This is a genomic window from Bradyrhizobium sp. 2S1 (genome assembly GCF_011516625.5).
Lineage (GTDB): Bacteria > Pseudomonadota > Alphaproteobacteria > Rhizobiales > Xanthobacteraceae > Bradyrhizobium > Bradyrhizobium septentrionale.
The window spans coordinates 2,258,567-2,271,254 of record NZ_CP147717.1 but is presented as its reverse complement, the minus strand read 5'-3'; the positions used below and the strand labels follow the sequence as shown (position 1 = coordinate 2,271,254).

Below are 12,688 nucleotides of genomic sequence, written 5' to 3'. Positions count from 1 at the left end.
GTAAGCGCTCCTTTCTACGCACCTATGCAGTTGAGCGCGGGGATGGGATGAGGTGTCCACCATGAGCGAGGTGGACACGATCGATGATCACTCCAGAAGAACCTTTGAGACTTGAGACGGTCGGCGTGTTGCGCAATGGCCGGCGTCGCTATGATCCGGCCAGCAAACAGCGGCTGGTCGAGGCCTGTCTGCAGTCTGGCGTGTCGCTGGCGGGGCTTGCGCTGCAACACGGCGTGAACGCGAACCTGCTGCGCAAGTGGGTGGCCAAGCGACAACTTCAGAACGGGGATGGCCAGCCGGAGGCGCGGGCGCCGATTGCGCCAGCCTTTATTCCGGTTCGCGCGCCGTCGCCGTCGCCAACTCGATCTGCTGGCGCGATTGCGGTTTGCGCGACGGAGCGATCCTGTGCAGGGCGGCTGACGGCATCGATGCCCAACGGCGTGACGCTTTCGCTGGAAGGCGGCGACGCGCAGTTGCTGTCGGCGGTGATTGAAGCGCTGGGGCGTTGCGATGTTCCGACTGGCGTCTGATCTTCGGGTCTACCTTCACCGCGAACCGATTGACTTCCGGGCGGGCATCAACAGCCTGGCGATCGTGGTCGAGCAGTCGATGGGGCTGGATCCGTTCCAGCGCGCGGTGTTCGCGTTCTGCAATCGTCGCCGCGACCGGATCAAGCTGCTGATTTATGATCGGTCAGGATTTTGGATGCTGCTGAAGCGGCTGGAGGCCGACAGATTCCACTGGCCCCGAAGTCAGGAGGCGGTGCTGACGCTGACGACGGAGGAGCTGCACTGGCTGCTTGACGGCATCAACATCGCGGCGGTGCGTCGTCATCCGGTGCGGCAATATCAGAGCGTGGGCTGAGCGTGTTCGATGCGGGCGGCGTCATCGGGCTTCGGCATGGCCGTTCTCAGATGACGCGGCCGAAGACATGACGAAGACATGGGAGCCCGGTTGACGCGGCGGCATGACTTCGATTCAAGACTCCGATGAGTCGCAAGCCCACGACGCACGAACTGGAAGCCTTGATCGCGGCGCACGCGGCCGAGATCGCGGCGCTGAAGGCCGAAAACGAGAAACTCGCACAACGCGTGCTGCATCTAGAGGAGCAGTTGCGCCTGGAGCGCCTGCACCGGTATGCGCCGAAGAGCGAAAAGCTCAAGGAGCGCATCTTCAACGAAGCCGAGCAGGCCGCCGCTGAAAGCCGGGACGACGACGATGTCGAGGCGGTCGCCGTGCCGGACACGGGATTGCCGGAGGCTCCAAAGCCGGCGCCGAAGGCACGCGGCCGCAAGCCGCTGCCTGACGATCTGCCGCGCCAACGCGTCGAACACGATCTGGGTGAGGATCAAAAGGACTGTCCGTGCTGCCATAATCGGATGCATCGGATGGGCGAGACCGTCACCGAGCAGTTGCACGTCGAGGTCAAGGCGTCGGTGCTGCAACATGTGCGGTTCAAATATGCCTGCCGTCACTGCGAGCGCACCGCGCTGAACACCCCGATTGTGACCGCGCCGATGCCGGCGCAGCCGCTGCCGGGTAGCGTCGCCACGCCATCGACGCTGGCGCTGGTGCTCGCCAACAAATACGTCGACGGCACGCCGCTGTACCGTGTGGCGGACGCGCTGGGGCGCGCCGACGTCAGCATCAGCCGCGGGACGCTGGGCAACTGGGTGATCCGGGCGAGCGAGTTGCATCTGCATCGGGTCTATGACGCGCTACAGCAAAAGCTCATGTCGCAGCCCCTGGTCCACGGCGACGAAACCTGGGTCCAGGTTCTTAAAGAGGACGGCCGTGATGCGCAGGCCAAATCCTTCATGTGGGCCTATCGCAGCGGCCAGGACTGCGCGCAGCCGGTCGTGCTGTTCGATTACCAGCCCGGTCGCGGCCAGCAACATCCTCAGGCCTTCCTGGCCGGCTATCGCGGCTTGTTGATGAGCGACGGCTATGACGCCTGGCGCACGCTGACAGGCGCGACCCATCTCGGCTGTATGGCGCATGCGCGCAGGAAATTTACCGATGCGCTCAAGGCCAGGACAAAGCCTGGCGGTCCGCCATTGCAGGCGCTCAAGTTCTTCGAGGCGTTGTACGAGGTCGAGAGGGTGGCGCGCCAGACGCCGCCCGACGGCGAAACGCGCGCCGCATACACCTTGCGGCTGCGCCAGCAGCATAGCCTGCCGGTATTGGCCGCCTTCCGGACCTGGCTCGACGACCAGGCGCCGAAGGTGCTACCCGAAAGCTTGACCGGCAAGGCGATCGCCTATGCACGCAACCAATGGGATTATCTGACCCGTTACACCAGTGACGGTCTCGCCCCGATCGATAACAATGTTCTGGAGCGCGACATCAGGCCGTTTTGCACCGGACGAAAAAGTTGGCTGTTCAGCGACACCGTTGCCGGCGCCAAGGCAAGCGCCGTGATCTACAGTTTGGTGCTGACATGCCGGGCATGCGGCGTCGATCCCTATGCATGGCTACGTCACGCGCTCACCGAATTGCCCCAACGCGCGCCAGACGCCGATATCGAAGATCTGTTGCCGTTCAATTGCACCGCTCAAAAAAACCTGCCAGCTGACAACGACAGCGGCTGACCGTCAAACGCTCAGGATCAATCAAGCCGTTCCGATGATCCCGCTGGGCCCCGGCGCCACGCGACGCCGCGGCCAGCCGCGCGCGCAGCCTGTGCAGTAAAATGCGCGCTTACAGTCATGCAGCCTCTCCCAGGTTCGAGCGGCCTGACATGACGCTGACGCAGGCGAGTTCATCGTAGACGTCGAGCGGCGCCAGCTTGACGGCGACTCGCGGGATCGAGGCCGCCTCAGGTCGGAAGCGGTCGCGCAGCGCGGCAAGATCGGGTAACTGTCCGGCGTCCAGATCCATCGCGATCACCTCGGCGAGTTCTGCTTCGCAGGCGCGCTCGTGAGCCAGCGCCAGAAGCTCGACCGTCACCTTGCAAGCGCGCCGGTCATCACCATGCTCCCGCAAGGTCTCGAACAGACGTTTGTAAGCTGCACGCGGGAAGAGTTGGTCGCGATAAACGAGATTGAGGAGCGCCATTGGCTTGCGCCGCAGGGCATGGATGACGTGCCGGTAATCCACAACATGACCGCCCTGGCGCTCGGACACAGGCCGACCGCGCCGCAGCGTCACGACCGGCGTGACACCAACGAAGCATTCGAGCCGGTCGTCGAAGATGCGCACGCGCAGGCGATGGCCGATCAATCTTGAAGGCACGGTGTAGAACACGCGCCGCAGGATGAAGCCGCCTGACGACGTCACCGGGATCACTTTCTCCTCAAAGTCGGTCGTGCGGCCTTTTGGCAGCGGCGCCAAGGCCTCCTTCTCGAGCGCGATCGGCTTGGCGACGTTGGCGTTGCGCCGGCCGACAATCTCGTCGACAAAAGCACGGTAGGCATCGAGACTGGCGAAGTCGCGCGTCCCTCGCAGCAACAGCGCATCTTCCAGTGCCCGCTTGAGATGGCCGTGCGCGCTCTCGATCGAGCCGTTCTCATGTGCGATGCCCGCATTGTTGCGCGTTGGCGCCATGCCATAGTGGCCCATCAGCCCGGCGTAGCGCTGCGTCAGATCCTCCCGTGCGTCGGCGGCCAGATTGCGGAACGCTGCCGACAGGCTGTCGCTGCGATGCTCCCGCGGCACGCCGCCAAGCGCCCACAGCGCGTTCTGCAAGCCCTCCGCCAGGGCGACGAAGCTTTCGCCGCCGAGCACGACATGGGCATGCTCGAAGCCGGAGAACGCCAACCGGAAGTGATAGAGCCGGTGATCGAGCGGCTCACCCGCGATGGTAATACCGAGCGCGCTCACGTCGGTGAAGTCGGACAGACCCAGGCGACCGGGCTCGTGCTGCTGGCGGAAGATCACGTCTTGTTCTGGGCCGTTGAGCGCCCGCCAGGCGTTGATGCGCCGCTCCAGCGTGCGGCGGATGTTCGGGTTCAACTCGTGATGCCGTCGGCGCAGCTCGTCCAGCACGCCGATCACGCGGATGCCGGGCGCAGCCTTCAGGATCGGAACGATCTCGGCGTCCCAATAGGGCCCGAGCGGATCGGCCCGGCGCCGGCCCCTCGGCGTCTTCTTCTGTGAGGGCGGGCGACAATCGCCCTCGATTCGATACGCGCTTGCCTTCGAGAACCCCGCCTTGGCCGCGGCGGCCTCGCGGGACAGTGTCAATCGGTAGGTCATGTACAGCCTCATCTGGCGGTCGGTGATGTCAAGGCCAGGCAAGGCATCGATTCCCTCTTGTCGAGACGAATCAACAGCTTGCACCAGCCGCACCCGGCCGCCAGACGGGTCCAAAAACGCGCGACGCCGATGGGGACGGTCCTCCGGTCGGGCTGCGCCCTCCCTTCGGTCCGTCCCCATCGGCGCAGTCTCACCTTGATTGTCGCTGGCGTCTCACCCTGATCGCCGCCGCGCAGAAGCGTCCGGCGCGTCGAAAAACGTGCTCACGATCCTCTGAAATCGTTGCTCACCATACGCTGAAATCCGTGCTCACGATCCCGCGAAACACGCATCGATATGTTCCGCGCGCGCATGTTCGCGATCTGCTGCGGCTACGAGGACGCCGACGACCTCGATCATCTGCGGTCCGATCCCGCATTCAAGCTGGCCTGCGGACGGCTGCCGGACACGGGTCGCGATCTGTGTTCCCAACCGACGCTGTCGCGGCTGGAGAATGCTCCGCGCCTGCGCGACGTGATCCGGCTGACCTACACTTTGGTCGACGCATGGATGGATAGCTACCCGCGCGAGCCGGCATCCGTCACGCTCGACATCGATGATACCTGCGATGTCGTCCACGGCCATCAGCAGCTCTCGCTGTTCAACGCTCATTATGACGAACGCTGCTTCCTGCCGATCCACGTCTACGACACGGAGAAGAGCCGGCCCGTGGCGGTCGTCTGCGGCCCGGCAAGACGCCGGGCGGCGTCGAGGTGCGTGCCGATCTGCGCCGCCTGATACGGCATATCCGGACGCGGTGGCACAACACGCGAATTACGTTCCGTGGCGACGGGCACTATGCCCGGCCGGAGGCAATGGCGTGGTGCGAGACCAACGGCATCGACTACATCTTCGGTCTGTCCGGCACCAAGCCGCTCGCCAGAAAAGTCGACGAGGCCGCCGACGACATCCGCACGCGACGCGTCATCGAGAACCTGCCGGTTCTGCGTGGCTATACCGAGACGCGCCACAAGGCCAAGTCCTGGGATCGCGAACGGCGTACCGTCGCCCGTATTGAGGCGACGATGCCCGGCCTCGACATCCGTTTCGTCACCAGCCTCGATGTCGGCTCGGCCGAGTGGATCTACGACAGCCTGTATTGCGCGCGCGGCCAAGCCGAGAATCTGATCAAGCTGCATAAGACACAGCTCGCCTCCGATCGCACCAGCTGCCGTTCGGCGCTCGCCAATCAAGTCCGCCTCGTTCTCCACACCGCCGCTTAATGGCTGATGCTGACCGTGCGCGACGCGATTCCCAAAGCCCGGGAATTGGCCACAGCCGAGTTCGCGACGCTGCGCTGGTTCCGGTCCTTCGTGCCCGGGGGCCCAGGCCGTCGGCGTGAGCCGCTCCAGCCTGAGCTATCCGCCCATGGCGACATCAGCCCCTGAGTCGGTTCTGCAGTGCCTGCCGATTGGCAACGAGGTTGCTGAGGTTCAGCAGGTCTGGCTCCCGTCCTTGCTCCAATTGCCTAACCAGCGCCCGCGTGCCGTCCACCACGAAGACGCCGCAATCATACCCGTTCCGCTGCTGGGCCATGCCGGCTCGCTCGAGGCGGAGGTGCAGCCGACCTGCGAGATGTTCTGCATCCTTGTTGTTGAGTCCCCCGTAGGAATCGTAGTGATAGGCGACCGGCCGGCCCCGGTCGCGGCGATCAACGAACAGCAGCGACCAATGGTTGCCGAGGCTATTAGGATCTTCAGGATTGGCATTAATCACGGGCAGGAACAGGAAGTCGGCTGTATCGTTACCATTATCGTAGACGATGCGCTGGAATTCGGTTCGCACGACGCCATCGTCGTTAGAGCGCAGATAATTTAGGACGATGAGGGGATTCACGAACCGCGTCCGGGCGGCGAGATCCGGATGGTACCTCTGCAAATCCTGCTCCTGGAGCCGGTAATCCCTGTCGATATGCTCGTCGCCCAGCCATTCCGTGTCCTCGAGCACCAGCCCGTGGCCGTGGGAGGAGGCTGTCGGACCTAAAGCCCCGATCTGAGCATCAGCGGAGGTGCTCGGAAACGGCCGTACAGAATTAGCATCGTCGCGTGGTTCGGACGGCGTGTGCGCATCCAGATCAACAAAAGACTCAAGACCGCCGTAGGTGTCTGACGGAGCCCTGCTGGTTGATGGTGAGGCCGGCTCTTGCATCTGCCGCCGCGCCAGCTCCTCGCGCAACCACGCCAAAGCTTCATCATCCGAGAAGGCTGGCGCCGGAGAAAGCCCCTGCGGCGAGCCGGGCTGTCGAACGCCCTGGTGATGACCCGGTACTGGCCCGGCAAACGGCGGCGGAAAGTCAGGCGCCGGGCTCCAAGCATTGTCACGCAACTCGAACGGTGCGGGCGGATTCGGATGAACCGCGGCCTCAAGACCGCCCTCGATGTCTGAAGGAGCCCTGGCAGAGTGCGCTGACGCTGCTTCCAACGCGCCCGCCTCGTCGCAAAGGTAGGCATGCAGCGCGGCCACACATTGATCCGCGTTCTTGTTGTCACGCTTTCCTGGGATGATGGTGAGATCGGCAAGTTGATAGAACGGTCCGCGTTCGCGGATTAGTTGCGTGATCTTGTCCCCCCGGTCCTCGGTCTGCAACAGCGGACGGGTGGTGTCACGAGCAAGGCGTTTTCTGATCTCGCCCGCGTCGGCATTGAGCCAGATCGAGAGCCCCTTCTCGGCGACGTGGCGCCGCGTCTCCTCACGCATGAACGCGCCGCCACCGGTGGCGAGCACCGCGGGTCCCCGCTCGAGACACTCCGCGATCAAACCCGCCTCGAGGTCCCTGAAATGCGGCTCTCCTTTGGCCGTAAAAATGTCTGATATCGACATGCCTGCCGCCGTCTCGATTTTTTTGTCGGAGTCGATGAAGGGCAGCCCCAGTCGTCGCGCAAGATACGGACCGATGGTGGATTTGCCGCAACTGGGCATCCCGACGAGCACGATCGGCCGCCCGTCGAGGGCCGCGACAACCTCCTTTGCAGTCGGTGATCGCTCGGCCGTCCTTGTCTGTTGGGCAGATCGCGCCGCGCCGACACCAGCTGTAGGTGCTCCTTCGATGGACCAATGGGAAATAGCTCCAACACCCTCCGGGATCGCAACTTCTTTGCAGACCTCGCGCACGCGCTGCGTGAGCTGCTCCATCTTACGGTCATCGGGTGCATCGCTTCTGCGCAGTCGCTGGAGCTCCTTATAGGTATCGTGATTGGCCAATTTGGCCTGGTAGCTGCCCGGCGTATGAAACTCCGCCTCGAAGCGGTAGCCATCCGGCGTGGCGAGCACAGTCTTGATGCCGACAATGGTCGGAGCGCTCACCCTGAACCAGTTTGCTGTGCTGATTTCGGTGTAGCCTTGCTCCTCAAACGACAGAATGGCTTTCCGGAAGGCCTTTGCAAAATCCTTATCGGGTGCTTCGAAGACATGGCGCACGGCGCTGCTGATCAGCTGTGAGGCGCCTTCGGGGACATCATTCACAACCATGAGTTGGTCTCTGAGGGAGCTTTCCGACCTCAATCGATGGTCGAAATGGGGCATCTTCACATCGATGCCCGTGTGCCGGAGATCCTTGGCAACCTGAAGCGCCGCTGCAGTGATCGCCTTCTCTTCGACTGCGGCGCGCGCCACCTCGGTTTGGGCGCGCTCCGAGGCCTGCTCGCGAGTTAGCGTCAATGTGATGGCAGAATCCTCGGCAGGCTGCCGGTCAAAGGGGCGGGGCAGAATCCCTTGCTCCGCAGCAAGGTTGATCGAGGCCTCCATGATTGAAGCCGCCAATGTGGGATTGTCCTTCAGATCCTCCAAGGTCGTGTCGACATTGAACATCCCGTGATTGAGGGTCGTCGCCATGCTCTTGACATAGGGCACCGACTTCAGGCCCGGCGTCTGCTGCAGGAGCCTCTGGAGCCCTTGGCTTTTCTTCATAAACAGCTGGACGCTGGTGTCGGATTTAAAGGCATCCGTTCCGACCTTGATGCCGAGGCTCAGGAGGTTGCTTGCGCTTTGCACGAGGTCATCCGCACTGTACCCATCCGGCCGCGGACTGATGCGCGGAGGATAGTTGTCGAGCACGGCCTGGATACGGTCGCGCGGGTGCGTCGCCGCCGGATAGGTCTCCGCCAGGTCTGGGAAAAGCTCCGCAAGCGCCGGGCTCACCGTCAACTTGGTATCGCGCGCGCTTTCGACTGTTTCGACCAGCACCTGCTCATCCAAGCTTGCTGCCCATGCCTCAAGGTCGGTGACGAGTAACTCGGCAATTTCGTGGGCGACTGCATGGTCTGCAACCTTGATTTCGGGCCTCGCTCTGTCGAGCATTTGCTCGACATCCTGGGCGCTCACCTGCTCCTGGTTCAGTAATTGACGGATGTCGCGCTGAAGTTCGTGATGAAGCCCCTCGTAAGTTCCAAACACTGAGCGCTCGGCAAACCAACGTCGTGCTTGATGGGACTGCGCCAGAAAGCTCCGCTGCAGGCCGCTATAAATCTCCAAAGTATCCCGCGTCGCCGCGAGGATCTGGCTGGCACGACTGAATTTGTAATCATTGCCCTCGATTGCCGGCGTATGGGACTTTGGCGGCTTGAGCGAGCGGACCCCGCGGGCCTGCTCCTTGTCATCGAACAGGCGAACATGCTCATAGAGCTGCGGCCGATCACCGACGATAACGATCGTATCTCCGTCGAAATCGCCGTCGAGTTTTTTCTGCTCACCGGTCGGGACGGCGACCAACGAGCCCGGAGCGAACACCTCGGTCGCCTGCAGGATACCGACGCAGTCGACCAGCGTGTCCGCCTTGACGCGGTCCTTGCGCTCGGTCCAGTTCGAATGGCACTTGACGTCCTCGGCCGACATCACCAGGCCGCGATCGGTGTAGTCGGCCGGCCACAGCTCGTCCGGCACCACGATCAGAATGCCTTTGGCAAAGAAGCTCGGATCGTCGGCCGCCAGCTCCTCCCGCGACTTCTCAGCGACGCTGAAACTATATTGCATGGCCACGCATCTATCGAGGAATGCCGCAGTCGGATCCCCATCAGCCGCCGACTTGACGCGCTCGTAGGCAAGCGGGCGCAGGTTGGGGGCGTCATAGGGAGATCGCCCGATCAGCACGCCTCCCGTTCCCGTCAACGTCTCGCTCTTGCACTCTGGCACGTGGAGGTAATCGTCACTGGACGGGACGGCAACCGCGCCGGAACCGTCGATGTGGCCTGCTGTCACCGTACGAAACAGCTGCTCGCCTATCAGGCTTTCCCCTCCTCTGCTCTCCAGCCAAGCCTTGGCTTTCTCGCGCGCCTCGCCCGCCACTCGCTCACTCCGCGGATAATGTTGCAGCGCCGAGCTCGGTACGGACGATCTCCTTCCTTCGCCATAGGCCGGCATCCGATCGGGACCTTCCTCCGGGCCGGCACGGCGAACGGCGAGCATACGCTCGGCCAGCGAGGCCTTGATGAAGCCACAGCCGTCATGCGGTCGCAGAGCAATCGGGCCTTCCGGTCCGGTCAGTCTGAAGGGATGCGCCTCGTTGGCCGGGCGGTCCGGCGCCAGCAACAGCTTGAAGGCGCCCTCGAGCGCGTAGTCGTGAGGGCCCAGATCCTTGATTGCAGGTGGCGCCGCAAACCCCCTGCGCTGAGTGTACCAATAGGCCTCTTTGAACGGCGCCCAGGCGCGCGATAGCTTCTCGAATGACGTGCCCGGAGCGGTTTCGGCATAGGGAATGGCGAGCAGCTTTCCTCCCGAAGATGCTACCGCCGGTTTGGCTGGAGCATTGGCGGCGATTTCGAGCACGGTCGGTTTTGGTGCCTTTAACTTGCTGCCGCCGAACAGGTCCATGCGGTAAGGCACACCCTTGTAGGTGAGCGTGCGCGCCAGCATGAAGGCGCTCGGTTTTGCTGGCAGCTGCACGGCGACCACCTCTATCGCCCCCGAGGTCAGCCGATGAAAGATCGAGTATCGTGTCTCGGGCTCCGTGGCGAGGGGGCGTCCCTGCATGTCCACCACCGGCAACCGCATTAGACCTGCCTCGCCCTGTGGGGGCCTCGGCTCGTGATCCATGGTTCGCAATACCTCGTGGACATCGAATATGGACGCAGGATGCTTGTCCAGGATCGTTGCCGCGTTCTGCTCGACGAATGCGTCCAGCGCATCGACCGGGCTTTCCGCCTCGATCTGTGCGATCAGGTTCCAGCTCATGTTGGAAAGATCGCCCTGGATGAGCTCGCGCGTACTAGCCAGGGTCTCTTTGGTACCGTGCCGCAGCTCTTGCTGCCTCTTGCGCAAATCGGCCTTCTTGCCCTCGATAACCGGCCGCTTGAACATGTTCGCCAGGACCGCACGAGCCTTGATCACCTGATAGATCGAGAGCGCAGGACCGCGACTGGCGAGCGGCCCACGGATTCGCTCTGCTGCGCTCGCATTGAAGTGTGCCTCGATCTTTTGCTCCACGACCGGCTGGAGATCGTTCAGCAAGTGGAGAGCCACTCTGCGGTGCCAGCGCAGGTGCGGGCTGCGCGCCAGCGGCACCAGCGCGGCACAGAGATTGCCCATGGTCTCGAGGTTATTCTCAGCGGCAAAACCGGGGGCACGATGCAGTTCGTTGAGCCGATCCAACCCGGTCGAGGCGAGTGAACCCAGATCCTCGAACAGCCGGGCCTTCGCCAAGGCCTTGAAAATGGTGGCGATGGTCCGAACATCGCTCTGCTCCAGCCGATCATTGTCGTAGTGAAGGTGATGGGCCAGCTGATGCAAGCGATCCTTCAGCAGAGCGGTCTCTGTGATCTCTCCCGCCTCCTCCCCTCTCACGATACTTCGCCCCAGGGCATTGGCGATCATGCCGAACTGAGGCGTCGTGAAGGCACCGAAGCGTTGGCCTGCCCGGCCTAGTCCGCGTGCGATGTCCACCAGCGCCCGGTGACACGCTGCGTCGTCCGGCCATTTGCTGAAACCGTTCACCAGGTTCGCCAGCTCCTGCGGGTTAAAACGCGAGAGCTTGGACGGCACCTCACCGGCGATTGCGACGGCAGCCTCGCGACAGCCCGCCGCGTCCGGCCATTTGCTGAAACCGTTCACCAGGTTCGCCAGCTCCTGCGGGTTAAAACGCGAGGGCTTGGACGGCACCTCACCGGCGATTGCGACGGCAGCCTCGCGACAGCCCGCCGCGTCCGGCCATTTGCTGAAACCGTTCACCAGGTTCGCCAGCGCCTGCGGGTTAAAACGCGAGAGCTTGGACGGCACCTCACCGGCGATTGCGACGGCAGCCTCGCGACAGCCCGCCGCGTCCGGCCATTTGCTGAAACCGTTCACCAGGTTCGCCAGCTCCTGCGGGTTAAAACGCAAGAGCTTGGACGGCACCTCACCGGCGATTGCGACGGCAGCCTCGCGACAGCCCGCCGCGTCCGGCCATTTGCTGAAACTGTTCACCAGGTTCGCCAGCTCCTGCGGGTTAAAACGCAAGAGCTTGGACGGCACCTCACCGGCGATTGCGACGGCAGCCTCGCGACAGCCCGCCGCGTCCGGCCATTTGCTGAAACCGTTCACCAGGTTCGCCAGGTGCTGCGGGTCAAAACGCAAGAGCTTGGACGGCACCTCACCGGCGATTGCGACGGCAGCCTCGCGACAGCCCGCCGCGTCCGGCCATTTGCTGAAACCGTTCACCAGGTTCGCCAGGTGCTGCGGGTCAAAACGCAAGAGCTTGGACGGCACCTCACCGGCGATTGCGACGGCAGCCTCGCGACAGCCCGCCGCGTCCGGCCATTTGCTGAAACCGTTCACCAGGTTCGCCAGCGCCTGCGGGTCAAAACGCAAGAGCTTGGACGGCACCTCACCGGCGATTGCGACGGCAGCCTCGCGACAGCCCGCCGCGTTCGGCCATTTGCTGAAACCGTTCACCAGGTTCGCCAGGTGCTGCGGGTCAAAACGCAAGAGCTTGGACGGCACCTCACCGGCGATTGCGACGGCAGCCTCGCAACAGCCCGCCGCGTCCGGCCATTTGCTGAAACCGTTCACCAGGTTCGCCAGCTCCTGCGGGTTAAAACGCGAGAGCTTGGACGGCACCTCACCGGCGATTGCGACGGCAGCCTCGCAACAGCCCGCCGCGTTCGGCCATTTGCTGAAACCGTTCACTAGGTTCGCCAGCTCCTGCGGGTTAAAACGCGAGGGCTTGGACGGCACCTCACCGGCGATTGCGACGGCAGCCTCGCGACAGCCCGCCGCGTTCGGCCATTTGCTGAAACCGTTCACCAGGTTCGCCAGCGCCTGCGGGTTAAAACGCGAGAGCCGGGACGGCACCTCACCGGCGATTGCGACGGCAGCCTCGCGACAGCTCGCCGCCGCGGAATGTCGGCCGAACGATAATGCGAACAGAGAAAGTGCGATGGGATCGATTTGCTTCATAAGCGCCCTGTCGAGGCGCGACAACCGAACCGCTAAGGCCTGGCAAGCTCTTTTGCCGGCCTCACCTCCAGCTTCCCGGCTCACCACA

5 protein-coding genes and 2 pseudogenes are annotated in these 12,688 nt (G+C 63.4%); 4 read left to right on the top strand and 3 right to left on the bottom strand.

From position 1 onward, the window contains the following. Positions 1–83: 83 nt before the first annotated feature. The 3 genes from tnpA to tnpC all read left to right on the top strand — a co-directional run bounded on the left by tnpA (position 84) and on the right by tnpC (position 2,591). Positions 84–530, top strand: coding sequence for an IS66-like element accessory protein TnpA (gene tnpA / locus HAP54_RS10750; RefSeq protein WP_166205731.1), 447 nt, complete (start codon positions 84–86; stop codon positions 528–530). Further along, positions 511–864, top strand: coding sequence for an IS66 family insertion sequence element accessory protein TnpB (gene tnpB, locus HAP54_RS10745; protein WP_166205730.1), 354 nt, complete (start codon positions 511–513; stop codon positions 862–864). Before tnpA ends, tnpB begins: the two co-directional genes overlap by 20 nt. Positions 865–989: 125 nt before the next feature. Next, positions 990–2,591 carry an IS66 family transposase gene (gene tnpC, locus HAP54_RS10740; protein WP_166205729.1) on the top strand — a complete coding sequence of 534 codons (1,602 nt, stop codon included), beginning with the start codon at positions 990–992 and terminating at the stop codon, positions 2,589–2,591. Between the two features lie 115 nt (positions 2,592–2,706). On the opposite strand, the gene istA is transcribed toward tnpC, so the two are convergent. After that, complete coding sequence (gene istA / locus HAP54_RS10735) at positions 2,707–4,239, bottom strand: IS21 family transposase (protein WP_420869925.1); 1,533 nt, start codon at positions 4,237–4,239, stop codon at positions 2,707–2,709. Positions 4,240–4,533: 294 nt separating this feature from the next. Between istA and HAP54_RS10730 the strand changes: the two are divergent. Continuing rightward, positions 4,534–5,459, top strand: a pseudogene (locus HAP54_RS10730) (IS1380 family transposase). A 154-nt stretch (positions 5,460–5,613) separates the two neighbouring features. Here HAP54_RS10730 and HAP54_RS52455 read toward each other — a convergent pair. Next, entirely contained in the window at positions 5,614–7,284 is a 1,671-nt protein-coding gene (locus HAP54_RS52455) for a shikimate kinase (RefSeq protein WP_414646217.1), read from the bottom strand. A gap of 12 nt (positions 7,285–7,296) precedes the next feature. Continuing rightward, positions 7,297–12,600, bottom strand: a pseudogene (gene xopAD / locus HAP54_RS10725) (XopAD/skwp family type III secretion system effector); the annotation flags it as partial. Positions 12,601–12,688 lie beyond the last annotated feature (88 nt).

Coding starts and splice junctions, on each gene's coding strand:
- tnpA (WP_166205731.1), top strand. CDS start 84: ATGATCACTCCAGAAGAACCTTTGAGACTTGAGACGGTCGGCGTGTTG.
- tnpB (WP_166205730.1), top strand. CDS start 511: ATGTTCCGACTGGCGTCTGATCTTCGGGTCTACCTTCACCGCGAACCG.
- tnpC (WP_166205729.1), top strand. CDS start 990: ATGAGTCGCAAGCCCACGACGCACGAACTGGAAGCCTTGATCGCGGCG.